Origin of the sequence: Leucobacter sp. CX169 (genome assembly GCF_017161405.1) — a bacterium.
Classification (GTDB): Bacteria; Actinomycetota; Actinomycetes; order Actinomycetales; family Microbacteriaceae; genus Cx-87.
Genome location: NZ_CP071051.1, coordinates 1,682,292 through 1,707,232, shown reverse-complemented (window position 1 = coordinate 1,707,232; position 24,941 = coordinate 1,682,292). Strand labels below are relative to the sequence as shown.

20 protein-coding genes are annotated in these 24,941 nt (G+C 69.6%); 13 read left to right on the top strand and 7 right to left on the bottom strand.

Annotation, left to right across the window (positions count from 1 at the left end):
- Positions 1-22 precede the first annotated feature (22 nt).
- Positions 23-2,446: a CDP-glycerol glycerophosphotransferase family protein gene (locus tag JW030_RS07770; RefSeq protein ID WP_188046114.1), complete on the top strand. Its 2,424-nt coding sequence runs from the start codon at positions 23-25 to the stop codon at positions 2,444-2,446.
- 34 nt (positions 2,447-2,480) lie between these two features.
- On the opposite strand, the gene JW030_RS07765 is transcribed toward JW030_RS07770, so the two are convergent.
- Entirely contained in the window at positions 2,481-3,518 is a 1,038-nt protein-coding gene (locus JW030_RS07765) for a glycosyltransferase family 2 protein (RefSeq protein ID WP_256434422.1), read from the bottom strand.
- Between the two features lie 97 nt (positions 3,519-3,615).
- Here JW030_RS07765 and JW030_RS07760 point away from each other — a divergent pair, with 97 nt between their 5' ends.
- Positions 3,616-4,851, top strand: coding sequence for a CDP-glycerol glycerophosphotransferase family protein (locus JW030_RS07760; RefSeq protein WP_188046115.1), 1,236 nt, complete (start codon positions 3,616-3,618; stop codon positions 4,849-4,851).
- Between the two features lie 42 nt (positions 4,852-4,893).
- On the opposite strand, the gene JW030_RS07755 is transcribed toward JW030_RS07760, so the two are convergent.
- Both JW030_RS07755 and JW030_RS07750 read right to left on the bottom strand, forming a co-directional pair.
- Positions 4,894-5,631 (bottom strand): ABC transporter ATP-binding protein, encoded by a 738-nt coding sequence (locus tag JW030_RS07755; RefSeq protein ID WP_188046116.1) that lies wholly within the window; start codon positions 5,629-5,631, stop codon positions 4,894-4,896.
- Between the two features lie 2 nt (positions 5,632-5,633).
- A complete protein-coding gene (locus tag JW030_RS07750; RefSeq protein ID WP_188046117.1) occupies positions 5,634-6,431 on the bottom strand; it encodes an ABC transporter permease in 798 nt (265 codons plus the stop codon).
- Positions 6,432-6,503: 72 nt separating this feature from the next.
- Between JW030_RS07750 and JW030_RS07745 the strand changes: the two genes are divergently transcribed.
- The 7 genes from JW030_RS07745 (at position 6,504) to JW030_RS07715 (ending at position 13,796) form a co-directional block, all read left to right on the top strand.
- Positions 6,504-7,739 (top strand): ABC transporter ATP-binding protein, encoded by a 1,236-nt coding sequence (locus JW030_RS07745; protein ID WP_241095369.1) that lies wholly within the window; start codon positions 6,504-6,506, stop codon positions 7,737-7,739.
- Positions 7,709-9,286, top strand: a complete 1,578-nt coding sequence (locus JW030_RS07740; RefSeq protein ID WP_188046118.1) for a hypothetical protein — start codon at positions 7,709-7,711, stop codon at positions 9,284-9,286. Before JW030_RS07745 ends, JW030_RS07740 begins: the two co-directional genes overlap by 31 nt.
- A 61-nt stretch (positions 9,287-9,347) precedes the next feature.
- Entirely contained in the window at positions 9,348-9,623 is a 276-nt protein-coding gene (locus tag JW030_RS07735) for a DUF3039 domain-containing protein (RefSeq protein WP_188046119.1), read from the top strand.
- A gap of 197 nt (positions 9,624-9,820) precedes the next feature.
- Positions 9,821-10,963 (top strand): ABC transporter substrate-binding protein, encoded by a 1,143-nt coding sequence (locus JW030_RS07730; RefSeq protein ID WP_188046120.1) that lies wholly within the window; start codon positions 9,821-9,823, stop codon positions 10,961-10,963.
- A gap of 54 nt (positions 10,964-11,017) precedes the next feature.
- Positions 11,018-11,863: an ABC transporter permease subunit gene (locus tag JW030_RS07725; RefSeq protein ID WP_188046121.1), complete on the top strand. Its 846-nt coding sequence runs from the start codon at positions 11,018-11,020 to the stop codon at positions 11,861-11,863.
- A complete protein-coding gene (locus tag JW030_RS07720) occupies positions 11,860-12,699 on the top strand; it encodes an ABC transporter permease (protein WP_188046122.1) in 840 nt (279 codons plus the stop codon). Before JW030_RS07725 ends, JW030_RS07720 begins: the two co-directional genes overlap by 4 nt.
- The gene (locus tag JW030_RS07715; protein WP_188046123.1) at positions 12,696-13,796 is read left to right on the top strand and encodes an ABC transporter ATP-binding protein; all 1,101 of its coding nucleotides are present in this window, start codon (positions 12,696-12,698) and stop codon (positions 13,794-13,796) included. The genes JW030_RS07720 and JW030_RS07715 overlap by 4 nt, the downstream gene beginning before the upstream one ends.
- Positions 13,797-13,814: 18 nt before the next feature.
- Here the strand turns inward: JW030_RS07715 and JW030_RS07710 are convergent, their stop codons facing one another.
- The 4 genes from JW030_RS07710 to JW030_RS07695 all read right to left on the bottom strand — a co-directional run bounded on the left by JW030_RS07710 (position 13,815) and on the right by JW030_RS07695 (position 21,109).
- Complete coding sequence (locus JW030_RS07710; protein WP_188046124.1) at positions 13,815-15,155, bottom strand: nicotinate phosphoribosyltransferase; 1,341 nt, start codon at positions 15,153-15,155, stop codon at positions 13,815-13,817.
- 138 nt (positions 15,156-15,293) lie between these two features.
- The gene (locus JW030_RS07705) at positions 15,294-18,710 is read right to left on the bottom strand and encodes an error-prone DNA polymerase (protein ID WP_188046125.1); all 3,417 of its coding nucleotides are present in this window, start codon (positions 18,708-18,710) and stop codon (positions 15,294-15,296) included.
- 90 nt (positions 18,711-18,800) lie between these two features.
- On the bottom strand, positions 18,801-20,447 hold the full coding sequence (locus tag JW030_RS07700) for a DNA polymerase Y family protein (RefSeq protein ID WP_188046126.1): 1,647 nt from the start codon (positions 20,445-20,447) through the stop codon (positions 18,801-18,803).
- Positions 20,444-21,109: a hypothetical protein gene (locus JW030_RS07695; RefSeq protein WP_188046127.1), complete on the bottom strand. Its 666-nt coding sequence runs from the start codon at positions 21,107-21,109 to the stop codon at positions 20,444-20,446. The genes JW030_RS07700 and JW030_RS07695 overlap by 4 nt, the downstream gene beginning before the upstream one ends.
- A gap of 76 nt (positions 21,110-21,185) precedes the next feature.
- Between JW030_RS07695 and JW030_RS07690 the strand changes: the two genes are divergently transcribed.
- From JW030_RS07690 to dprA, 4 genes are all read left to right on the top strand, one after another.
- Positions 21,186-21,509: a DUF2469 domain-containing protein gene (locus JW030_RS07690; RefSeq protein ID WP_188046128.1), complete on the top strand. Its 324-nt coding sequence runs from the start codon at positions 21,186-21,188 to the stop codon at positions 21,507-21,509.
- Between the two features lie 136 nt (positions 21,510-21,645).
- Positions 21,646-22,044 (top strand): YraN family protein, encoded by a 399-nt coding sequence (locus JW030_RS07685; RefSeq protein ID WP_188046129.1) that lies wholly within the window; start codon positions 21,646-21,648, stop codon positions 22,042-22,044.
- A complete protein-coding gene (locus JW030_RS07680) occupies positions 22,041-23,627 on the top strand; it encodes a YifB family Mg chelatase-like AAA ATPase (RefSeq protein WP_188046130.1) in 1,587 nt (528 codons plus the stop codon). Before JW030_RS07685 ends, JW030_RS07680 begins: the two co-directional genes overlap by 4 nt.
- A complete protein-coding gene (dprA, locus tag JW030_RS07675) occupies positions 23,624-24,895 on the top strand; it encodes a DNA-processing protein DprA (protein ID WP_188046131.1) in 1,272 nt (423 codons plus the stop codon). The genes JW030_RS07680 and dprA overlap by 4 nt, the downstream gene beginning before the upstream one ends.
- Positions 24,896-24,941: the final 46 nt, after the last annotated feature.

The following is a 24,941-nucleotide window of genomic DNA, read 5'->3' as shown; positions in this document are numbered from 1 at the left end:
TCACTCGTTCTAAGGAGGCCGCGTGGCCGACGCCGCATTCAGCTTCGCTCAGGGAAACCTGGCGAAGCTGTGTGCGTTGCCGAAGTACGTGCTGTCCATCCCGGTGTCCTGGTTGGTGCCGCGCGCCGCGGACCGCTGGGTGTTTGGCAGCGGTGCGGGCGTCGGCGAGGGCGCGCTCGCGCTCGCGGACGAGCTTCGACGGGAAGACCCGGACGCGCGCATTCGCTGGCTCGTCGCGAACGAGGCGGAGGCGGGGCGCGCCCGGGCCGCCGGCTTCGAGCCGGTGTTCCGGGTCGGCTGGCGCGGGTTTTGGGAGACGCTCCGCGCGCGCACGGTCGTCGTGACGCACGGCTTGGGCGACGCAAACCGATTCGGTCTCTTTGGGGCCCGCGTCGTGCAGCTCTGGCACGGCGCGCCGCTCAAGCGTCTGCACCTCGACTCAGCCGTCACGACCCAGGTGCGAGGGCCCCGGCCGCTGCGCGCACTGCTGCGGCGCATGTACCGCGTGGGTTCCGATCGGATCACGCTGTTTGTCGTCGGCTCGGAAACTGCGGCGGCGCGCATCGTCTCGGCATTCAGGATCTCTCCCGAGCGCGTGCGCGTGCTCGGCGACCCGCGGGACGACGCGCTCGCGATGCAGGCGCAGGATCCTGCCCGGGCGCGCGCGGCTCGTGATGCGGTGCGCGCCTTGCTCGGGCTGCCCGCTGAGCGGTCCGTGACCGCGGACGCGGCCACCGCGCGGGAACGGCTCGTGCTCTACGCGCCAACCTGGCGCGATGGCGACCCCGACCCGGCCGTGCCGAGCGCCACCGAGGCCGCGGCGATCCACGCCTGGGCTGGACGCGCGAACGCGCGCCTCATGCTTCGTTCGCACCCGCTCGGCGCGGGGGCCTATGCCGCGGTGCTCGGCGAGCGCGTGCACGAGTTTGGCTCCGACCTGGCGCGCGACGTCACCCCGCACTTGGGCGCATTCGATGCGGTGATCACCGACTATTCCTCGATCGCGATCGACTTCGCCTTGCTCGAGCGCCCGATCGTCTGGTTCGCGCCGGACCTCGAGCAGTATGAGGCGACACGGGGGCTCTACGAGCCCCTCGAGCTCACGAGCGGCGGCGCCGTCGCCCGGACGTGGGCAGAGACGCTCGCGCGACTCGATGCGGCCCTTCCCGCGGGAGATGCGCACGAGGAGAGCGTGGCGCAGGCGAGCGCGCTCGCGCACCGGTTCCATGCCTTCCCGCAGGGAGGTGCGGCCGCGCGGGTGCTTGCGGCGCTGCGGCAGCCTGGTTCCAACGTCGTATCGCTGGCGGCGGCTCCCTCCACACCCACGGTGTTCTTCGAGAGCTTCTACGGCCGTCAGGTCAGCTGCAACCCGCTCGCGATCGATGGGGAGATCGCGCGTCGTCACCCCGGCGCGCGGCGCTTCTGGAGCGTCACGAGCCCCGATCAGGCGGTCCCCGAGGGTGCGACCGCGGTCGTCGAGGGATCACCCCAGTGGCATCGCGCGCGCGGCGAGGCGAGTCTCTTGGTCGTCAATGATTGGCTGCGTCACGGGTTCTCACGCCGCCGCGGCCAAACCGTCCTGCAGACCTGGCACGGCACCATGCTGAAACACCTGGCACTTGGCCGTCCCGGAGTGTCGCTGCGCACGAATCTCGCGATCCGTCGGGAAAGTCGCCGATGGAGCATCATGCTCTCGCAGAACCCCCATTCCAGCAGCCAGTTCCGAAGTAGCTACGCCTTTCGCGGGACGATCCTTGAAACCGGGTACCCGCGGGACGACCGGCTTGCCCGCTCGCTCCTGAGCGAGGCGCCGGGGGCAGACGCGTACACCGAGTTGCGGCGAGACCCCGCCGTAGTCCGTGCGGCGCGCGAGGCGCTCGGCGTGGATCCTGCCGCGCGGGTGCTCGCCTATGCGCCGACGTGGCGTGATGCGGGCACCGCTCTCGTTGACGTCCTCGACGTCGCACGGCTGGCCGAGGAACTCGGCCCCGACTGGGTCGTCGTGGCGCGAGGGCACACCCGCACGCACGCCTTCGGCAGCTACGCGGGCGTCGTGGACGCGTCGCGGCATCCTGACGTGAACGACGTGATCCTGGCGGCAGACCTGCTCGTCACCGACTATTCGTCGATCATGTTTGACGCGAGCGTCGCCCGGGTACCACTCGTGTTCCTCGTGCCCGACCTCGCGGCGTACCGCGACACCGAACGCGGTTTCACCTTTGACTTCACGGGGACCGCCCCGGGTCCGCTCGTCACCCAGCGCTCCGACGTGGTGCGCCTGGCCACGGAGCTCGCGGCCGATGGTGATCAGGCGCAGTGGGTGCGGGAATCGGCTCCGCGAGCATCGCTCTGGCGCGAGAAATTCAACCCGCACGACGACGGGCACGCCGCGGAACGAGTGGTGCGCGAGCTGGAACGTCGCGGGATCCTGCCGGCCGCACACTAGCCCGTCCGACGCTCGCGCGAACGCCGGGCAAACGCTACGCGCGCGAGCGGTCCACGGTCTTCCCGCCGCCCTTGAGGAGGCCGACGAGGAAGCCGCTGCCCCAGCAGACGTGCATCATGACGAGGCAGAGCGCGCTGAGCAGCCGGTCGCGCGGGCTCTGCTGGCCGGGCATCTTCGCGACGGCGTACGCGATGCCCGCGGTGTAGGTGAGGGGGGCGAGATACAGCAGGCTGAGCCAGGCCGAGAGCGGTCCGTCAACCACGCCCGTGAGCTGCAGCACGGCGAGCAGCACGCAGACGGCGAGGGCCAGCACGAGCGTTCCCGGGACGAAGAAGCGCCACGGGTTCGCCCCGCCGTGCTTCCGCACGAGGACGGCCCGCCAGGTTCCGGTCGCGAAGAACTGCTGGGCGAGATGGCTGAGCTTCGAGCGCGGCCAGTACGTGACTTTCAGTGCCGGATCGAACCAGATCAGCCCGCCGCCGCGCCGAATGCGGAGGTTAAGTTCCCAGTCCTCGCCGCGCCGAATGATGGGATCGTAGCCGCCAGCGGCCTCGACCGCCTCACGTCGAAAGATGCCCAGGTAGGCCGACTCGGCTGGCCCGGGGGTGCCGTCGCCGTGGTACGCGCCGCCGCCGAGGCCGAACGGGCTGTTGTACCCCCGGGCGATCGCGCGTTGCAGGGGGGTGCGCCCGGCGGCCTGCATGATGCCACCGACGTTCGCGGCGCCCTCGCGGAGCAGGGTTTCGACGCCAAGCCGCGTGTAGTCCGGGGTCAGCTCCGAGTGTGCGTCGACGCGCACGATGATGGGGGAGTGGCTCGCCGCGATCGCGAGGTTCAGTCCGATGGGGATGTCGCGCCGGGGGTTGTGCACGATCCGCACTCGAGAATCCTCCGCCGCGAGGTGCTCGGCGATCTCAGTGCTGCGGTCGCGCGACGGGCCGAGTGCCAGCACGATCTCCTTCTCGCCCGGGTAGTCCTGGGCAAGAATGGTGCGCACGGCGGCCTCGAGGTGGCCCTCCTCGTTCAAGACGGGCATCACGAAGCTGACTGCGGGGAGTTCACTGGAGGTCACTGAACGATCCTCCCATGCCCGGGCGGGACCAGCCTGGACCGGCGCGGTGGGCCGACGCCGACCGCCGATCAGGAGCCCACCGGTAGACTTGGCTCTCGTGGGAATCCTGAACGATGGTCGACGTGCTCGCAATCTAGTGAAGAAGGTCTTGCGGGGACGCCGCGCGCGCGCGGACGTGCTCGAGGCGCTTGAGGCGCGCGGCCCACTGCCTGAGCAGCACTTCCGGATCGCCGTCTACTTCTCCGACGGCGAGGTCAACCTCTACCAAATGCGTCAGTGGTACGCGCCGCTGCGCGAGCTGTCGAAGCGGTATCCGGTGCTCTTGCTCGCCCGGTCGGCGGGAGGCGCCCGCGCGCTGCTCAACGAGAGCGGCCTGGACGTTGCGTTCGTGCCGCGCGTCGTCGACCTCGAGACGATCGTCACTGAGCAGCCGCTGCAGATCGTGCTCTACGTGAACCAGAACACCCGCAACTTCCAGATGATGCGCTACGGGCGCCGCTGGCACGTCTTCGTCAACCATGGCGAAAGCGACAAGATGTACATGACGTCGAACCAGTTCAAGACCTACGACTACGCGTTTGTCGCCGGCGACGCTGCGAAGGCTCGGCTCTCGCGGGCGCTCTGGGACTACGACGTCGAGAAGCGCACGATCGAGATCGGCCGTCCACAGGCCGACCACTTCGGCGGCGACGCGCCCTACCCGAGCGATGACCGCATGGTCGTGCTGTACTCGCCGACCTGGGAGGGCGACCGCCCGACGGCAACCTACGGCTCGGTCGCGAGCCACGGCGAGCAGCTCGTGAATGCGCTGCTCGCGAGTGGACGCCACCGGGTGATCTACCGCCCGCACCCGCGCAGCGGCGTGGTCGACGCCGAGTTCGGCGCCGCCAACGAGCGGATCATCGCGGCCATCGGCGCGGCGAATGAGGCCGACCCGTCCGCCCACCACATCTTCGACCAATCGCCGAGCATCGGCTGGCAGCTGGCCCTGTCTGACGTCGCGATCTGCGACATTTCCGCGATGATCTACGACCGGCTCGCGACGGGTCGCCCGCTCATGGTCACGCGCCCCGCAAACCCCGAGGCCGAAGTTGACGAGCAGGGGTACCTCAGTGAATGCGAGTGGTTGACCGTGGACGACGCGAGCAACGCGGTCGCGGTCCTCGACCGAGTCCACGGTGACCCGGACGCGCGGGATCACGTGGCGCAGTGGTCGACACGCTACTTCGGCGACACTACGCCGGGCGCGCCGACGAAGCGATTCCACGCCGCGATCGACACGCTCATGGATCGCTGGGAGGCCTGGAACCGCGGCGAGGGCGTCATCCGCTAGTCGCTGACGGCTGGGACAGGATCCTGCCGAACGCCCTCCTGGCTAGGCCGGGTGGTCTTCGTTGTACGCCGCCAGCACGTCGGTGATCGGGCCGTCGAGCGCGAGCTTGCCGCCGTCGAGGTAGAGTCCCCGTGTGCAAAAGCGCTTGAGGTCGCGCTCGTTGTGTGACACCAGGAACAGGGTCTTGCCCTCGCCGAGGAGTCGCTCGATGCGCTGGTAGCACTTCTCGCGGAACGCGCGGTCGCCGACCGCGAGCACCTCGTCGACGAGGAGGACGGGCTCGTCCAGTTGTGAGATCACCGAGAATGCGACGCGCACCTTCATGCCGCTCGAGAGGTGCTTGTACGGGGTGTCGAGCACGTCGCCCGCGCCCGCGAAGCTGACGATGTCGTCGAAGCGGGCGAGGATCTCCGCCTTACTCAGGCCGTGCAGGCCCGAGGTGAGAAACACGTTGTCGCGGACCGTCAGATCCCCGACGAAACCGCCCGTGATCTCGATGAGCGGGGCAACCCCGCCGTGTACCGACACGGACCCCTCATCGGGCAGGAGCACGCCGGCGACCAGCTTGAGCAGCGTCGACTTACCCTGGCCGTTGCGGCCGACCACGCCGATGGCCTCGCCCGGACTGACCGAGAACGAGACGTTGCGCAGGGCCCAGAACTCGCCCGGGCGCGAGCGGCGCCGCTTCCCAGCGAACAGGTCCTTGAAGCTCCGACGCGAACCGCGGTTGCGTCGAAAGCGCACGCCGAGGCCGTCGGCCACGATGATGGGATCGGCCACGGTCACAGCTCCTTCAGTACTCCGCCGACGGAGCGGCGGAAAACGATGATGCCCAGCACCAGCATGACGGCGGTGATACCCGCCGAGGACGCGACGAGGCCCCAGTCGAGCTGGTCGGGGAAGAACCCAGCGCGGAACAGGGAGAAGATGCCCGAGAGCGGGTTGATCCAGGCGAGCGGCTGCGCGAACGTCGGCAGGTCGGCGGCGCCGTAGATGATGGGGGAGGCGTAGAACAATACGCGCAAGATCAGGCGCGACGCGCGCTCGAAGTCTCGGAAGAACACGACGAGCGGAGCGACCAGAAGGCCGATTCCCAGGATCAGGAGCCCGAGCAGGACGATGCCGAGCGGGAAGAGCACGATCCGCCAGTTGACCGTGGCGCCGGAGAACACCGCGAAGGCCACCAGCACCGGCAGGCTGAGGAGGAACTCGATGCCCTTCGAAAGGACGATGCGGGCGACCCAAATCCACCGCGGCAGCGCGACGGAGCGCACGAGCTTCACATCGCGCAGAAAGGCCTTCGTGGAGTCAAGAACCGCGCCGTTGAACCAGACCCACGGCAGCATGGCGCACAGGAGGAAGACGATGTAGGGCTCTTCTCCGACTGACCGGGAGAACACCTGCGTGAAGATGAACCAGTAGATCAGGCTCATCAGCAGGGGGTCAAGGATCGACCAGACCCACCCGAGGGCGGACGTTGCGTATCGGACCTTGAGGTCACGCAATGTGAGAAGTCGCAGCGATGACCACGAGGTCGCGCGGCGGACGCGTGGTGCGGGGGATTGGCTCACGTCTGCCATTCTGCCGGTAATGCATGCCGGACGGGCAATCGACGCACTTTCGGATGGCTCAAATTTGGTAGGTTAGAGAGCGTGCCGCCCGAATCAAATGCCCCTGACGCCGAACACGTCGTCGGCGAGCCGGAACGCGCGTCCGTGGTGCCCGTGGCCTCCACTCCCCGCACCGTGACCAGGCGATCCGGGGCTGCCCCGCGCGTGCGCCCGAGCCGCGCAAACGGCGGACCGGTGCTCCCCGTCATCGCCGAAACCTCGCCCGACGACGAGACCGAGACTGCGCCCGAAGACGATGGCGTGACATCCCCAGAGCCCGAAACACAGAATGAGGTCCAGGTCGTGCAGCCCGCGCAAGAGTCGCTGACCGTTTCCGAGGAGAGCGCCCCCGCGCAGGATCCTGTTTCGGCCCCCACAGCCTCGCCCGCACCCGAACCGCTGCCCGTCATCGAGACTCGCGCCGAGGCGCGCTCACCGCGGACCGGCCGGATCCAGGTCCCCGTTCCCTCCGTCGTTCGGGCGCGTGAGCGCGGTCGCATTGCCGAATCGCGGCCCGTGGTGCTGCGCACCGAGGGCCTGACGAAGAGCTACGGTTCGGTGCTCGCGGCGAGCGAGGTATCGATTGCGGTGCACGAGAACTCATTCACCGGCATCGTCGGGCCCAACGGCGCCGGTAAGACGACCCTGCTCTCGATGATCACGGGCCTGTTGCGCCCGAGCTCGGGCCGCGTCACGGTGCGCGAGGTCGATGTCTGGACCGACGGTCCCGCGGCCAAGCGCCTCATCGGTGTCCTGCCCGACCGCCTGCGCCTGTTCGACCGGCTCACGGGCGCCCAGATGCTGTACTACGCAGGCGTGCTGCACGGCGTCGAAGAATCCGTAGTGAACGACCGCGCGTCCGAGCTCGCTGAGGCCTTTGGCCTGGGTTCCGCGCTCGATCGCCTGGTGTCGGACTATTCGGCCGGCATGCAGAAGAAGATCGCCCTGGCCTCGGCCATGATCCACTCGCCCGAGGTGCTGGTGCTCGACGAGCCGTTTGAGGCGATCGACCCCGTGTCTGCCGCGAACGTCACCGAGATTCTTGAGAAGTTCGTATCGGGCGGTGGCAGCGTCATCATGTCGAGCCACAGCCTCGATCTCATTCAGCGCGTGTGTGACCATGTCGCGGTCATCACCGACGGTGAGGTCATCGCGCAGGGAACGGTCGACGCGGTTCGCGATGGGGTGAGCCTCGAAGAGCGCTTCACGCACCTCACGCAGGCGTCAGAAGCCGGAAAGGGCTTGGAGTGGTTGCACCGATCCTCAGACTCCGACTAGCGCTGCTGGCGAACACGTTTCGCCACCCCTCCCGCAATCTCGCACTGATCTTCCTGGGGATCGTGCTGGGGGGCGCGGCCGCAGTCGCGATCGCCTGGGCTCCTAGCGCGCTCTCGAACGGGAATGCCGTGCTTCGCGCCGATCTCGACACGGTGACCTCGACGTTCGTGTTGGGTCTGGCGTGCGTGCTGCCGCTCTTTCTCAACCGCTCGCACCTCGAGCCCCGGCAGTTCGCGGGGTTGCCCGCATCGCCTCGTTCGATCGCGTTCGGTCTGCTCATCAGTACGGTCTTGACCTGGCCGTTCCTGTTCGTGTGCACGTGGCTGATCGCACTAACGGTGTTCCGCCCCGATTGGTGGTCGCAGTCCTGGGCAATGGTGCTCGGAATGCTCGGCACGCTCGTCCTCGCGGCGCTGCTCGGACGCACCGCTTCCGGCGCCTCGAAGCTGATCTTCTCGTCGGAGCGCGCGGCGGACGTGCGTGGCGTCTTGGGTGCCATCATCGCGGTCGCGACGCTTCCGCTGCTGTTCTTCGTTGTGAGCAGCGCGATCGGAGACGGGCTTGAGCGCTCGGCCGCCGACACCGCTGCGGTGGCGGGCTGGACCCCCTTCGGCGCCGCGTTGCGCGGTCTCGACCTCGCGGTGGCGGGGGAGCTCGGCGGCGCGCTCGGGCGCTTCGCCGTGACGCTGGTCTCGATCCTCGTGCTGCTGGCGCTCTGGGTGCTCGTGGTGCGCGTCTCGATGCAGCGCATCGACCGCCCCGTGGCCGTCGGGCTCGCGCGCAGCGGGCTCGGGTGGTTCGAACGATTCTCTGCCCGCCCCTCGTCGCTCATCGGCGCGCGTACGGTGACTTACTGGCTCCGTGACCCTCGTTACCGGGTGGCGCTGTTCGCAATACCGTTCGCGCCGTTGGCAATGGTGATTGCCATGATGGTCGCTGGCGCCCCGCACCAGGCGCTCGCCCTGATCCCGCTTCCGGTGATCTGCCTGCTGCTTGCCTGGAGCATCCACAACGACGTCGCGACGGACGCCACGGCGATCTGGATCCACGTGGCCAGCGGCATCAAGGGCCGAGACGATCGATTTGGCCGGGTGGTCCCCGTGCTGCTGCTCGGGATCCCGGTCGTACTCATCGGCTCGAGTGTCACGGTCGCCGTGTTTGGTGACTGGCGCCCGCTGCCCGCCGTGATCGGCATGTCGACGGCGGTCCTGTTGATCGGCTGCGGTGTGTCGAGTGTGACGTCGGCGTTGTCGCCGTATCCGACGACTCGTCCCGGCGACAGCCCCTTTGTGCAGCCCCAGTGGTCCGGGTCAGGCTCCGCGCTCACGCAGACGATTTCGATGGGGGCATCGGTCGTGCTCGCGCTGCCGCCGGTCTGGGTCGCCCTCTCGGCGATCACCGAACCGACCTTCCCCGCCCAGATTGGGGCGTTGGTGTTCGGCGTGGTGTATGGCGCGTTCTTCTTGCTCGTCGGAGTGTTTGTCGGCGGGCGGGTCTTTGACCGCAACGCCCCCGAGCTGCTTGCCGTCGCGCAGATGTTTGACTGACCCGTAGAACTCTCGTCGAGCGTGCAGGCGCCTTGCGCGAGCGACGTCGTAGAATGGCGTCATGGGTATCTTTACGCGCAACGATCCGGGCTCGCCCGCAGGCGGAACTGACGTCCTCGACCGCGAACTTGAGGAGCTCCTGAACCAGGAACACCTGGAGGACGGGGACCACGAGCGGTTCTCGCACTACGTGCCCAAGGACAAGATCCTCGAGTCTGCCCTCACGGGGAAGCCCGTGCGTGCGCTCTGCGGCAAGAAGTGGACCCCGGGTCGCGACCCGGAGAAGTTCCCGGTGTGCCCGGACTGCCAGAAGGTCTACGAAAAGATGAAGAAGTAGGGCGGTTCGCCCCACCGCGAGTGCGAGCCGAGGCGCCAGCGCCAGTTCGGCATCTCATTCGCCCCGTTCATTCACGCGCAGGCTGTCTGCCGTTTACTGAGAAAACCTAGTGTTGGAGCGGACCGGCTCCCGCCAGAAGCGGTGGCCGCAGGCGCCCTGTTGGGCGGTCCGAACACTCCCCACGGAAGGTTTCCTCAGTGACTGTACGTCCTATCTTGCGTACCGCCGTATTTGCCACCACTGCCCTCGTCCTGGGCGGAACGCTGGTGGCCTGTTCATCGTCGTCCGGAGACGCTGCCGGCAGCGTGTCGGCAACACAAGACGCATCGACCGCGAAGAGCGCCGCCGACTTCGGTGGCATGGAGGCCCTGGTACAGGCCGCTCAAGAAGAGGGCCAGCTGAACGTCATCGCCCTCCCCGAGGACTGGGCAAATTACGGTGCGATCATCTCCGGATTCGAGGAGAAGTACGACATTACGGTGAACTCCGCCTCGCCCGACGCCTCGAGCGCGGAGGAGATTCAGGCCGCGGACAACCTGCAGGGTCAGGACACTGCCCCCGACGTGTTCGACCTCGGGACCGCGGTCGCACTCGAAAATACCGCGAAGTTTGCCCCCTACCAGGTGGAGACGTGGGACGACATCCCGGCGGCAAACAAGCACCCCGAGGGCCTCTGGGTCAACAACTATTCCGGCATCATGTCGCTCGGCTACGACTCGGACAAGCTCCCCGAGCCCACGGCGCTCGCCGATCTGCTCGGCGCAGACTACCGTGGATCGGTCGCGCTGAACGGAGACCCGACGCAGGCCGGCGCAGCCTTTGCCGCGGTGGGTTGGCTTGCGGCCCTGAACGGCGGCGGCGTCGATGATTTCGGGCCTGGCATCGACTTCGTCGGCGACCTGCGTGCGGCGGGTAACTTCCTGCCGCTCGATCCGACCCCGGCAACCATCGCCTCGGGCGAAACGCCGGCCGTCCTGGACTGGTCGTTCAACAACGTCGCCGTGGCACAGGACGTGCCGAGCTGGAAGACGGTCGTGCTGCCCGGTGCCGCTTACGTCTCCTTCTATAACGAGGCGATCAATGCGGACGCGCCGAACCCGGCCGCGGCGCGCCTCTGGCAGGAATGGATCTTCTCGGACGAGGCCCAGGCCCTGTTCCTCGAAGGCAACGCGGTGCCAGTGCGCATTGACGCGCTGACCGAGTTGGGCGCCGTTGACGAGAAGCTCATCGACGCGGCGACCTTCGGCACGAGCGGTGCCGACTGGGTCTCGCCCGACGAGGCGCAGACTGCGGCCGCAAACGCGGTGCTCGCCGAGCGCTGGGCCGCAGCGATCAAGTAGCGAACGCGTGGGGTGCCGGTTCGTCGGCGCCCCACGTTTCGCCGTGATCCCGCGATGAAACGACTGCTCCCGGCGCTGGGGCTCACCCCCTTCGTCCTGTACATTTTCCTCTTCCTGTGCGTCCCCACCGTGCTCGCCGTCGGAAGCGGCTTCGTCGGCACCGACGGATTCACCCTCGCGAACCTCTCGGTGCTGCTGTCCCCGAGTGCGCTCGACGCGTTCGGGGCGAGCGTGTGGGTGAGTGCGCTCACGGCACTCATCGGCGCGTGCGTCGGCGCGATCCTGTGCTGGGCGATCGCCGCCCTCCCCGAGCGCGGGCTGCTACGCAAGAGCGTGGACGCGGCGAGCTCAGTGCTCGCTCAGTTCGGCGGCATCATGCTTGCCTTCGCGTTCGTCGCGACGGTCGGGATCCAGGGAATCGTCACCGTGACGCTCCGCGAGCGTGCGGGGATCGATCTCTTCGCCGACGGCGTGTGGCTGTACGAGCTTCCCGGCCTGATCCTGCCGTATCTGTACTTTCAAATTCCCCTGATGGTGATTACCTTCGGCCCGGCATTCTCGGCGCTGCGCCCCGGATGGGCCGAGGCAGTGGCTACGCTGGGCGGCTCGCGCGTGAGCTATTGGACACGGGTCGGCGGACCGCTGCTCGCGCCCAGCTTCTTCGGGTCCCTGCTGTTGCTCTTCGCGAATGCCTTCTCCTCGTATGCCACGGCGGCGGCGCTGATCAGCCAGGGGTCACAGATCGTCCCGCTGCAGATTCGGGCCGCACTGATCGGTGAGACCGGGGGCAGCAATGCCGGCTCCGCCGGCGTACTGGCGCTGGGCATGATCCTGGTGATGGCCGTCGTGATGTGCGCCTACGGATGGCTCATGCGTCGCGCCGGGCGGTGGCAACGATGAGGGCGCCGGTCCCGGGCCGCCCGTCGCGCGGCGTCGCCCACGCGGTAATCGGGGGAGTCGGCGTCGTGTTTCTCATTCCGCTGCTCTCGATGCTCGAGTTCACGTTCCGCCAGATGGGCGGTGGGTACGGCCTCGAGCACTGGGGTGCGCTGTTCGCCCCGGAGAATGCGCGCAGTACCCGGGCGCTGGTGCAGGGAATCGGGAACTCGCTTGTGTTGGCGGCGCTCACTGTCGGGATCGTGCTCGCCCTCTTCTTCCCGACGATCGTGCTCGTGCATCTGCGCTTTCCGCGCCTGGAGCGCGCGCTCGACCTACTCACCGTGCTTCCCATCGCGATTCCCGCTATCGTGCTCGTCGTCGGATTCGCGCCCCTCTTTCGCGTGCTCGGCAACTGGGGCGCGACGGGAACCTGGACGTTGAGTCTGGCCTACGGCGTGCTCGTGCTGCCGTTTGTCTATCGGGCGATCAACGCCGAGCTCACCGGGATGGACGCGCGGGTGCTCGCGGAGGCCGCCCAGTCGCTGGGGGCGGGCTGGGGCACGGTCCTGGTTCGAGTGATCGCGCCAGGTCTGCGCGGAAGCCTCCTGGCGGCCTCGCTCCTCACGATCGCCATCGTGCTGGGCGAGTTCACGGTGTCATCGCTGCTGAACCGAACCACGCTCCAGACCGCGCTCTTACAGGTTTCAAAGTCCGATCCGTTCGTCGCGGTCGCCGTCTCGCTGCTGGCGCTCGTGGGCGCGTTCCTCCTGCTGCTCACGGTAAGTGGCCTGGATCGGCGCGGGCGCGCTCCGTCGGCACCCCCTCGTTCCGTCTCGAAGAAGGACCCAACCCCATGACTACTCGTCCGACGCCATCTCCCGCCGAGCCGATCGGCGGCGGCCTATCCGTGCGGCTCGAAGGCGTCACCAAGGCCTACGGAGCCACGGCCGTGCTGCGAGACTTCGATCTTGCGCTCGCCCCGGGTGAGCTCGTCTGTCTGCTGGGCCCATCCGGGTGCGGGAAGACGACGGCGCTTCGCTGCGTCGCGGGGTTGGAACCGGTGACCAGTGGACGCGTGCGCATCGGAGAGGTCGATGTCACCGACGTGCCGGCGAGCCGTCGCGACATCGGCATGGTCTTTCAGCAGTACTCCCTGTTTCCGCATTTGAGCGTGGCGCGCAACGTCGAGTTCGGCCTCGGGATGCGTCGGGTTCCGCGCGTCGAGCGCGGTGCCCGAGTCGGCGAGATGCTCGATGTTGTGGGACTCGGACACCTCGCGGCGAGGTACCCGCACGAGCTATCCGGCGGCCAACAGCAACGGGTCGCGCTCGCCCGTGCGCTCGTGACTCGGCCGCGCGCCCTATTGCTCGACGAGCCGTTGTCGGCGCTGGACGCCAAAGTGCGGGTGTTGTTGCGGGACCAGATTCGCTCGATCCAGACGGAACTCGGCATCACGACGATCTTCGTGACCCACGACCAGGAGGAGGCGCTCGCGATCTCGGACCGGGTGGCGGTCATGAACCGGGGGAGCATCGCTCAGTTGGGGAGCCCCGAGGAGCTGTACCGGCGGCCAAGCTCGGCGTTTGTTGCCGACTTTGTCGGGCTGTCGAACCGGGTCTCCGGTGTGCTCGACGGTTCGGTGGTCACGGTGCTCGGCGGGGCGCTGCCCGCGCTGCCGGACCCCGGAGGCGCCTCGAGCGGTGTCGACCGTCAGGTCACCGCCTACGTTCGCCCGGAAAATGTCGTGCTGGGCCCGACGCGGGGCGGGGCGGGGGCCGCGGAATCGGTTGTCCTGACGTCCGGCTTTCTCGGGGCGATTCGGCGCACCGTCGTGGAGCTTCCTGACGGGAGCACGCTCGCCTCGCAGCACAGTGCGTCGACGACGTTCCGGCCGGGTGACCGGGTGGGGATCACGCTCATCCCCGAGCCGGTCACGGTCGGTCCGCGTGGTTGACGCGGCCGACGCTCGGCGCTAGCGAATCTCTGTTGGGATCGCCGGGTCACCGCGCGTCAAGCTCATCGCGACGCGCGGTAGCTCGGCGACGCTCTTCGCGTGGCGTTCGCGTGCGGCCTCCATGCCGGCCGCGCCCAGGTGCTGCGTCAGCGGCTCGCCCGCGGCGACCAGTGGCACGAGGATCTCGCGCGCCGAAGCCCCGAGGTCGGTGCCCTCCGGCGCGCCCGCGGGGCCGTCCCCGACGAGGACGACCTCGGCCACCGCGCGCCCACGCGCGCTGAATCGGCGTTTGACGCTCTTGCGTCCACCGACAGATGCCTTGTCCTGGGACTTCTTCGCGACCGATACCCATTCCCCGGCGTCGTCCTTGTGGGCGACGAGCTTGTAGACCATGCCCATCGTGGGTGTTCCCGAGCCGACGACGACCGAGGTGCCGACGCCGAACGAGTCGACGGGGGAGTGCGCGAGGGCCGCGACCGTGTACTCGTCGAGGTCGTTCGTCACCGTGATCTTCGTCTGTAGCGCGCCGAGTTCGTCGAGGAGGTCGCGCACCTCAGCGACGACGACGGGCAGGTCGCCCGAGTCGATGCGGACCGCACCGAGGCCGGGGCCGGCGAGCTCGACGGCGTTGCGCACGCCCTGTTCAATGTCGTACGTGTCCACGAGAAGGGTGGTGCCGACGCCCAGCGCGTCGATCTGTGCCTGGAATGCCTCCCGCTCGCTGTCATGCAGCAGAGTGAACGAGTGCGCGGCGGTGCCCATGGTCGGCACGCCAAAGCGGCGGCCGGCCTCGAGGTTCGACGTGGCGCTGAAGCCGGCGATGTACGCGGCGCGTGCGGCAGTGACGGCGCTGTGCTCGTTGGTGCGGCGCGAGCCCATCTCGGCGAGCGGCTTGCCGTTCGCGGCGTGGGTCATGCGCGAGGCCGCGGTTGCGACAGCCGAGTCGGCGTTGAGCACGCTGAGTGCGAGCGTCTCGAGCAGCACGCCCTCGGCGAAGCTCGACTGCACCACGAGCAGGGGCGAGTTCGGGAAGAACACCTCGCCCTCGGGGTAGCCCCAGATGTCGCCGCTGAAGCGATAGTCCGCGAGCCAGTCGAGGGTCTCGGGGCGGAGGAACCCCTGACTGCGCAGCCACTCGAGCTCGGCGTCGCCGAAGCGGAAGTCCTGGATCGCTTCGAGTAAGCGGCCGGTGCCAGCGACGACGCCGTAGCGCCGCGCGCCGGGGAGGCGGCGAGCGAAGAGTTCGAACACGCTCTCGCGGTGGGCCGTACCCGCCTGCAGGGCCGCGTCGACCATCGTCAACTCGTAGTGATCGGTGAAGAAGGCGGTCGATGCGTGCCGGGCTACGGTGTCGTTCACACGCGCCAGCCTACTCGTTTGCGGCAGCGGGGGTCAGGTGCGGCTCGGCGAAGAGTTCTCCGATTCCCATCGCACTTCGCCTGCTTCGAGCTCCTTCGTGGGGTGCAGGCCCCTGCTGCGCGCGACGGCGCGCGGCCGTCACTGGAAGTCTCGGGACCGGGTCTTGCCGGGCGCCGCGAGCGCCTCGAAATGGTCGGCGACGATGTTCACCACACCCTGGGGCGAGCGCTCGAGGTGGCCCCGCACGACGAGCGCCGGGGACGTGCGGGCGACTCGGCGGTAGCGGGTCCACACCCCGACGCTCGCGATCACGTTCACCATGCCCGCCTCGTCCTCGAGGCTGAGGAAGGTGATGCCGCCGGCGGTTCCCGGGCGCTGTCGGTGGGTCACGAGGCCCGCCACTTCGATGCGGCGCCCGCTCTCTGCGTGCGGCAGCCGGTCCGAGCGCAGCACCCCGCGCCGGTCGAGCGAGCGCCTGAGGAAGCTCACGGGGTGCGCGCCCGGGGCGACGCCGGTGGACCACAAATCAATCTCAGTCTGCTCCGCGGGACTGAGTACCGGAAGGAGGGGTGGCTGCACGCTCGCCGCGGTGCCGGGCAGGTAGCGCTCCCGGTTGTCGGCTGCCGGACCGGCGCCCCAGAGGGCTTCGCGGCGCCCGAGACCCAGTCCCGCGCACGCGTCGGCCGACGCGAGCATCTCGATGCGGGAGCGGTCGAGGTCGGCCCGGCGGGCGAGGTCGGCCAGGTCGAGAAACGGCCCGCCGCGCCGGCGTGCCTCGACGATCCGGGCGGCCACCGCCTGTTCGATTCCCCGAATCTCGGCGAGCCCCAGCCGTACGGCGAAGCCACCGTCGCGCCGGTGCTCCGCGGTCGTGTCGGGCGCCGTGCGGTCGAACGCGCCGACGGGATCCTGTGCGGGGTGCGTGCACGTGTGCAGACCGGTGGGTGCGCCGGCGCCCGTGCTCGTCCCGAGCGGCTCGAGGGCGGCGTGCACGTCCGAGTGCTGCACGTCGGGGCGCAACACGCGTACGCCGTGTCTGCGGGCGTCGTCGGTGAGCGTGCGCGCCGAGTAGAAGCCCATCGGCTGTGCGCGCAAGAGCCCCGCGAGAAACGCCGCGGGGTAGTGCAGCTTGCACCAGGAACTCAGGTAGACGAGCAGGGCGAAGCTGATCGAGTGGCTCTCGGCGAAGCCGAAGCTCGCGAACGCCTCGATCGTGCAGTACAACTGCTCGGCGGCATCGGGCGCGATCCCGTTGTCGGCCATGCCCGCGAGCAGCTTCTCCTTGAGCTCGGAGATGCGCTCTTGGCCTCGCTTGGAGCCCATCGCACGCCGCAGCAGGTCGGCGTCCTCCGCCGAGCAGTTGCCCACGGCCATTGCCATCTGCATGAGTTGTTCTTGGAAGATGGGGATGCCGAGGGTGCGTTTGAGTACCGGTTCGAGCGCGGGGTGCGCGTAGGTGACGGTCTCCTCGCCCGCGCGCCGGCGCAGGTACGGGTGCACGGCGCCGCCCTGTACGGGGCCGGGCCTGATCAGCGCGATCTCGATGACCAGGTCGGTGAACGTTCGCGGCAGCAGGCGCGGCAGGGTGTTCATCTGCGCGCGGCTCTCGACCTGGAACACTCCGATCGAGTCGGCGCGGCAGAGCATGTCGTAGACGCCCCGCTCTTCCTTCGGGATCGAGTCGAAGTCCCACGTTTCGCCGGTGGCGCCGGCGACGAGGTCGAAGGTGAACTGCAGCGCCGACAGCATGCCGAGGCCGAGCAGGTCGAACTTCACGAGCCCCATCCAGGCGCAGTCGTCCTTGTCCCACTGCAACACCGTGCGCTTCTCCATGCGCGCGTGCTCGATGGGGCACACCTCGCCGACGGGGCGGTCGGTGAGCACCATGCCGCCCGAGTGGATGCCGAGGTGTCGCGGGGCCCGCAAAAGGCGGGTCGCGAGCGCGGTCACGGCCGGCGGGATGGGCGAGGACGGGTCCTTCTCGATGCTGCCCCAGCGCTCGATGCCGCGGGTCCAGGCTGCCTGCTGCCCGGCGCTGTACCCGAGCGCCTTCGCCGCGTCGCGCACCGCGGCCTTGGGGCGGTACGTGATGACGTTCGCGACCTGGGCGGCGTTTCTGCGGCCGTAGGTCTCGTAGACGTACTGGATGATCTCTTCGCGCCGACCGGAATCGAAGTCGACGTCGATGTCGGGCTCTTCCTCGCGCATGCTCGACAGGAAGCGCTCGAAGGGCAGCTGGTAGAAGATCGAGTCGACCGAGGTGATGCCGAGCACGTAGCAGACGGCGGAATTCGCGGCCGAGCCCCGGCCCTGGCACAGGATCCCGAGCTGCCTGGCGCGCTGCACGATGTCGTGCACGATGAGGAAGTAGCCCGGGAAGTCCTTCTGTTCGATGACCTCAAGTTCGCGTTGGATGCGGGCGTGCGTCGCTTCGTCCGCTCGCGGGTAGCGCCGCCGGACCCCCTGTGCGACGAGCTCGCGCAGCCAGCTCATCGGACTGTGGCCGTCGGGCACGGGGAGCTTTGGCAGCCGCGGGCGCGCGGCGCGCAGCGGGAAGGCGAGATCCTGTGCAAGGGGGACGGTGCGCGCGACGGCGCCGGGGTAACGGGCGAACCGCCGGGCCATGGCGGCCCCCGAGCGCAGGTGCGCGCTGCCGGTCGCGGGGAGGTAGGGGTCGAGCTCGTCGAGGCTGCGCCTGGCCCGTACGGCGGCGACCGCCTCGGCGATCGATTGGCCGTCGCGCCGGGCGTAGTGCACGGCGTTCGTGGCGAGGGTGGGCAGGCCGGTATCGGCCGCGAGCTCGGCGAGCCGGTCGTTACGGACGTCGTCGCCGGGGTGGCCGTGGTCGGTCAGCTCGACAAAGACGTTGTCCCGCCCGAAGAGGTGCATCAGGCGGTCGAGTTCGCGGCGCGCGGCGGCTGGGCCCTCTCGCTCGAGGGCACCGCGCACCGCGCCCTTGCGGCACCCCGTCAGGATCACCCATTCGCCGTTCGCCTGCGCGGCGAGCTGCTCGAGGTCGTAGACGGGGCGGCCCTTCTCGCCGCCCGCGAGCTGTGCCTCGGTGATCGCGGTCGCGAGGCGGTGGTACCCGGAGGTGCCGCGGGCGAGCGCGAGCAGGTGGCTGCCCATGGGGTCGGCAACGCCCTGCTGCGGGCCATCGAGCCCGAGGGAGAGCTCGGCGCCGTAGACGGTGAGAAGCTCGGGGTGCGCCGCTGCCGCTTCGGCGAAGCGCACCGATCCGTAGAAGCCGTCGTGGTCGGTGACCGCGAGCCCCGAGAGGCCGAGCCGCGCCGCCTCGGCCACGAGATCCTGTGGCTCGCTGGCACCGTCGAGGAAGCTGTAGGAGGAATGGGCGTGCAGCTCGGCGTATGGGGTGACTGGGGTGGTCTGCGGGATTGTCGGTGGGGTCGGAGCGTTGCCCGCGGCGGCCAGCATTGCGGGAGCGGGCAGTTCCTCGCCGGCCGGTTCGGGTACGGGCAGGGGCGTGGGTTTCGCGCGCCCCGAGAGGGTGCGCTCGAACTCGCTCCAGGGGAGTGGCGGGTTGTTCCAGCCCATGGGGGCCTCCGGTGCTGCGGGGTGTGGTGTGGTGTGGTGAGTGTGGCGCCGTGGCAGGTGGTGCCGCGTAGGCGGCTGAGCGGGCCGGCCCTAGTGATACTTCCCCTCAGCGAACCAGCCCTGCTCGGTGTGGGCGAGCAGCCAGGCGTTGCCGTCCGCGAGCACGACCTGCATGCGGTGCAGCTCGCCGCTCGGGGCCTCGCCCTCGTCCCACCAGTGTTGGCGAAGGGGCCAGGGTGCCGACCAAGCCTGCACCGCGGTGGGGCGTTCGTGCGGGGAGACCCGGAACCAGCCCGGAGTGGCGGCGAGCAGGTCCTCGTCGTCGATCGTGATGGGTTGGCCGTCCGCCCCGAGCAGCTCGACCTGTTCTCGTTCGCCGAGCACAATGCTGGGGTACGGGGCGGGAAGGTGCCCGGGCCAGGGGCCGGACACCGCTGACGCGCGGGTGCGCTTCGGCGTCGCGCCAGTCTCTTGCGTGCCCCACGGGACGAGCCGCTGCCGGGTGCGTGCCTCGCGCCCGCCCGCGATGCGCGGCGAGACTACCTCCTCGTGGCCGAGGAGGGTTTGCATGCGGGTGAGGTGGTGATGGATGCGTTCGTCGGGGCCGGTGTTCCAGAGCCCCGGTTCGTGGCGCTCGGCGCGATCGGTGCGCTGCGGCGAGATGCGCACCTGGGCGATGCCTGCCCCACCCCGCTCAAGGGCGCTGTACAGTGCGGTGGTTTGCCATCGAATGCGGTTGATGACGTCGCTCGCGGTGAACTGGCGCGGGTGGGCCCAGCTGCGTTCGTGGACCGCGCCGGTGTCGTCCACCAGCGTGATGGTGAGCTCGGTGCAGACGAGGCGTTCCTCCGCGAGTTGGCGGACGAAGCGCTCGGCCTGCGCGCTGCTGGTGAAGGCGAGCTGGTCGACGAGGGCGATCGGAGGTTCGGCGTCGAGCGAGACCTCAAGCTCTCGCGCACGCTTCCGGGGGCGCACCTCTTCGGCAGCCCCACCTGCCCCGTCGGTGGCGCTCGCCAGCCGGTGCGCGGCGGCGCCCGCCGGACCAAATCGCTCGGCGACGACCGCGGCGGGTAGGGCCGCGAGGCCGCCGAGGGTGCGGATGCCGAGGCCGTGCAGCACGTCCGAGAGCTCGGCGCCGGTCGCTCGCGCCACGGGCAGCGGGGAGAGAAACGCCGGCGCGGATCCTGCGGGAACGACGCGGAGTGCCGGATCGGCGCCGGACGACGCGGTCTCTGCGGGGGAGCCGCCGCCGGGGATGGTCTCGCCCCGGGCCGCCTGTTCGGCCGCAAAGCGTCCGTCGGCGATGCCGATGCACGCCTCGGTGAGGCCGCGCTCGCGCAGTACGGCCAGCAGCGCCGCCCCGGCGGCGGCCTCGCCCCCGTAATAGCGGGCGGGCCCACGGGCCCGAATCGCGCACAGCCCCGGCCTGATCGGTTCGACCGCCGGCACCGTTTCCTCGATCGCCGAGAGCACCGGCTCGAACGCCCGGGTGTCGATCTCGGGGTCGTAGGGGTGCAGCTCAATGCCCGGACAGCGTTGCTGGGCCTCGCGCTCGCGCAGGCCCGCGCGCACGCCCTCGGCGCGGGCCGCGGCCGATGCGGCGACGATGCGGCGGCCCGCGACGAGCGCGGTCGGAGTGTCGCCTGCGAGGCCCAGGCTCTGCCGGTGGGCGAGGATCGGCCAGTCAGGGATCCAGACGACCATGGTGCGCGGCGGGACGGCCGAGTGCGCGTTCATCGGGACGCGCCCAGCGGGGGGACCGCGCGCAGCGGGGCGACGGGGGCGCCCGCGACCAGGCGGCCACCCGAGAAGCGGACGGTGTGCCGCCCCGGGCCGCGCCGATCGTCGGAGCTGATCGTGAGTTCGCGGTCCCCGAGTAGGCCGTGGCCCGCGCCGAGGCCGGACCAGACGGAGCGCTCGACGCGGAGCGTGCTCTCGCTGCGCGGCCAATCGCCGAGGACGAGCAGCACTGCGCCATTTTCGCGCAGCTTCGCCGAGAGTCGCTCCGCCTCGCGCGGTTCAACCCGGGTGGTCGGGCGCAGGATGATCCCGGTGAAGACCTCGCTGAGCGTGCCGGCGATGCCGACGGCGTGCTCGCCGGGGTGGGGGATGCTGATCCAGCGGTCGAGGGCGATGCCGATCGTCGCGGCGGCCTCGGCGCCGAGACCCGGCAGACCCACGGCGCCGCACCACGACCCGGCGGCAGACACCTCCGAGAGCAGGGCCAGGGCGAGCTGGGTCGAGCCGTGTACGGCGTAACTCGAACCGCTGCGGAGCGCCCCGCCGGGCAGTAAATCGCGCGCCGCATCAGCAGTGGGCAGGGCGCGATCGTCGAGACGCAGCGACTGCATCTCGGTGATGCGCTGCTGCAGCTGCTGCACGGTCGCGGAATGGTTCATGCTGCAATATTCGAACATATGTTCGAATAAGTCAATCCGGGTTTCAGGCGGCGCGTCCGGGGCTAGGATGGGGGTGATGAACGATGATGAGTTGGACGATTACGAGCGCGAAGCTGAGCTGTCGCTGTTCCGCGAGTACCGGGACATCGTCGGGCAGTTCCGCTATGTCGTCGAGACCGAACGGCGCTTCTACCTCGCGAATGAGGTCGACCTCAAGCGCCAGGACGCCGGCAGTGATTTCTACTTCGAGCTGAGCATGACGGACGTGTGGGTGTGGGATGTGTACCGCGCCGACCGCTTCGTAAAGTCAGTACGCGTGCTGACGTTCAAGGACGTCAACGTTGAAGAGCTCTCGGCCCGCGAGTTCTCGCTGCCGCAGGAGCTCGCGCTCGACGAATAGGCCACCGGCCCTCGTTATCGAACGCACGGACGGCATTTCCCGTCCACAGCGACTCGCCCGAGCGAGTTCTCCACCGATCCTGATTTCCCGCCCCACCGCGCCCCGCTGCATCGCAGGCTGAGTGCGGAGGTGCGAGATGGCACAGCACAGTATTGGCAGCCCTGCGGTACCGCAGGCGGTGCCCCGATCCCGAGCGTTGGGGGATCACGGCGAGGAACTCGCGGCGAGCTACCTCGAAGAGCGCGGATACCAGATCCTGGCGCGCAACTGGCGGATCGCCCGTGGTGAGCTCGACCTGGTCGCGCTCGACGGTGACACGATCGTCGCGGTTGAGGTGAAGACCCGCAGCGGCACCGGCTACGGCCACCCCCTTGAAGCGATCACCTTGCAGAAGGCGCAGCGGTTGCGCCGGCTATTGCTGAGCTGGGTGCGCGCGGAATACCCCGCCGCGCACGCCCTCAGGATCGACGCGATCGGCATCACGGTCAGGCCGGGAGAGCGCCCGCGCATCGACCATCTCGAGGGCATCTCGTGACTGCCGCGGTCTGCCGGGCCGCAACGATTGCCCTGAACGGCCTTGAGGGTGCCGCGGTGCAGGTCGAGGCGGCCGTGTCGCAGCAGCTCCCCGGCATGGCGATCATCGGCCTGCCCGACGCGGCGCTCGCGGAGGCGAAGCTGCGGGTGCGGCTGGCGACGGCACAGGCCGATCTGCCGCTGACAAACCGCTTCTTGACCGTCAACCTCGCGCCCGCGGCGCTCCCCAAACAGGGCTCCGGTTTCGACCTCGCGATCGCACTCGCATCGCTCGCCGCCTCGGCTCAGCTCCCGGGCAGCGATGACGTACGCGAACGACTTGCCTCGACCGCGCACCTCGGCGAGCTGGGGCTCGACGGCGGTCTGCGGCGCCCTGACGGGCTCCTCGGAACGGTCGTGGCGGCACAGCGGCTCGGGTTTACCCGGGTGATGGTCCCGGCGAGCTGTGCGGCAGAGGCAGGCCTCGTTGCGGGCATGACGGTCGTGGCCCCCGAGACCCTCGCACAGGCGGTCGACTGGTACCGCGGGGTGCCGATGCAGACACACCCTGCGGCGAGCGCCGACGCGCGTTTCCTCGGCGCTCAGAGCGACACACCCGCGCAGGATCCGGGCGATGCGCTCGACATGGTGGACGTGGTGGGCCAGCCCGAAGCGGTGGAGGCGATGCTCGTCGCCGCCGCCGGGCGCCATCACCTGTCGCTCGTCGGCCCGCCCGGGGCGGGGAAGACGCTGCTGGCGACCCGGCTCCCGTCGATTCTGCCGGACCTCTCGGACGCGGCCTCGATCGAGGCCAGCAGCATTGCGTCGCTGGGCAGCGGTGCCGCGCTGACCCGGCTCGTGCGGCGTCCACCCTTCGAGAGCCCGCATCACACCGCCTCGGCAGCCGCGATCATCGGCGGCGGCACCGGGAACGTGATCCGGCCGGGGGCGGTCACCCGCGCCTGCCATGGAGTGTTGTTTCTCGATGAAGCGGCGGAGTTCGCGCCCAAAGTCTTGGACGCGCTGCGGCAACCGCTTGAGTCGGGCGTGATCGAGATACACCGGGCGCGCATGCGGGCGACCCTGCCCGCGAGTGTGCAACTCATCCTGGCGGCGAACCCCTGTCCGTGCGGCAAGCTCGGCTCCGCCGAAACCTCGCTCGAGTGCGAGTGCCCGCCGCTGCAGCGTCGCCGCTACCTCGCGCGCATCTCCGGCCCCCTTGCGGACCGCATCGATTTGCGGCTCACGGTGCGACGGGTCTCGAGTCTGCTCCTCCAGGACGCGCAGCCCGCCCGCCCGAGCAGCGCCGAGCTGCGCGTCCGGGTGGTCGAGGCCCGAGGCCGCGCGGCACGGCGGCTCGCCGGCACCCCGTGGGCGGTGAACGCCGACGTGCCCGGACGATGGCTGCGCGGGCCCGAGCTCCGGTTGGCGCGCACCGAAACCATCGTGCTCGACCGGGCCCTCGCCAGGGGAGGGATCACGCTACGCGGGTATGACCGGGCGCTCAAAGTTGCGTGGACGATCGCGGACCTCGACGGCATGGAGCGGCCCGGCCGACACGAGGTGGCGCGCGCGCTGATGCTGCGGAATGGGGTGGCGGCATGATCCCCCTCGCCGCCACCGCTGAGACCCGGCGCCTACTCGAAGGGGTACACCCAGCCGGGGCCGCAGGAATGGCCGCGCAGCACGGGGCCGATGAGCTGCTCGCCCGAGCTGCCTGGTCCAGGATCGCCGAGCCCGGTGATCGTGTGGCAGGGGTATTGGTCGCGATGCTCGGCGCGCCTGCGTTGCTCGCCCATCTGGTGGCCGGCTCTACTCCGGCTGAGATCGTGGCAGACGCCTGGCGAGACCCGACGGAAGCTCGGCGCGCGGCGCTCGATCCGCGCTCCGTTCGGGCCGCAGTCGAACGGTGGCGCCCGAGGCTCAGCCACAGCGCGACCCTCCGCGACCTAGAGCAGGCCGCCGCTGCGGGGCTTCGTCTGCTCGTCCCAGGCGACCCGAACTGGCCCAGCCGTGTCGACGACCTCGGGGATCACGCGCCTCTCGCGCTCTGGGTGCGCGGTGCCCCTGGGGTGCTGCACGCGCACGGCCTTGCCGTGGTGGGAGCACGAGCCTCGAGCGGATACGGCGAAAACGTCACCGCCGAGATCGTCGGAGGCGTCTGCGACGCCGGGGCGGTGATATTCTCGGGCGCCGCGTATGGCATTGATGCCGTCGCTCATCGCGCCGCGCTCGCCGCAGGGGCAACCACCATCGCCGTGCTCGCGGGCGGCGCAGACCGCGCCTATCCGGCTGCGCATGCCACCCTGATCGACCGTATCGCCGAGCAGGGCGCCGTTTGCTCCGAGATTATCCCGGGCGGCGCACCCACTCGCTGGAGATTTCTGCAACGAAACAGGATCATCGCAGCGCTCGCCGCCGCCACGCTGGTCACCGAGGCGGGGACGCGATCGGGATCGTTGAACACCGCAGGGCACACCGCCGAGATTGGTCGCCCGCTGGGCGCCGTCCCTGGCCCAGTGAGCTCGGGCACGTCGGCCGGATGTCACCGGCTGATCCGTGAGTACGCCGCGGTACTCGTTACCAATGCCGCTGACGCGTGCGAATTGCTCGCCCTCGACGCGGGGTCGTTACTGGGCGAGGAGTCAGCGCAGGATCGACCGCCGCCGCTGCACCGCCGGCTCGTAGACGCGTTGCCCCTGCGCGGGGCGCGCGAGCTTTCGGACGCGGCGCGTCGGGCAGGGATGTCTCTCGACGATGCCCGTGCCACCGCCGCGGAGCTTGAGCTCCTCGGAGTCGTCGAACGGCGAGCGGTCGACCGAGGGGAGCGGGCCGGCGAAGAGGGTTGGGCGCTCGTGGCAGGCGTGCGCTGAGCGATACTCGGCTGGCGCGTGAACGACGGTGTGAATGACAACCCGG

Coding starts and splice junctions, on each gene's coding strand:
- JW030_RS07685 (WP_188046129.1), top strand. CDS start 21,646: ATGGCACAGCACAGTATTGGCAGCCCTGCGGTACCGCAGGCGGTGCCC.
- JW030_RS07695 (WP_188046127.1), bottom strand. CDS start 21,109: ATGAACCATTCCGCGACCGTGCAGCAGCTGCAGCAGCGCATCACCGAG.
- JW030_RS07700 (WP_188046126.1), bottom strand. CDS start 20,447: ATGAACGCGCACTCGGCCGTCCCGCCGCGCACCATGGTCGTCTGGATC.
- dprA (WP_188046131.1), top strand. CDS start 23,624: ATGATCCCCCTCGCCGCCACCGCTGAGACCCGGCGCCTACTCGAAGGG.
- JW030_RS07720 (WP_188046122.1), top strand. CDS start 11,860: ATGAGGGCGCCGGTCCCGGGCCGCCCGTCGCGCGGCGTCGCCCACGCG.
- JW030_RS07705 (WP_188046125.1), bottom strand. CDS start 18,710: ATGGGCTGGAACAACCCGCCACTCCCCTGGAGCGAGTTCGAGCGCACC.
- JW030_RS07715 (WP_188046123.1), top strand. CDS start 12,696: ATGACTACTCGTCCGACGCCATCTCCCGCCGAGCCGATCGGCGGCGGC.
- JW030_RS07750 (WP_188046117.1), bottom strand. CDS start 6,431: ATGGCAGACGTGAGCCAATCCCCCGCACCACGCGTCCGCCGCGCGACC.
- JW030_RS07690 (WP_188046128.1), top strand. CDS start 21,186: ATGAACGATGATGAGTTGGACGATTACGAGCGCGAAGCTGAGCTGTCG.
- JW030_RS07725 (WP_188046121.1), top strand. CDS start 11,018: ATGAAACGACTGCTCCCGGCGCTGGGGCTCACCCCCTTCGTCCTGTAC.
- JW030_RS07735 (WP_188046119.1), top strand. CDS start 9,348: ATGGGTATCTTTACGCGCAACGATCCGGGCTCGCCCGCAGGCGGAACT.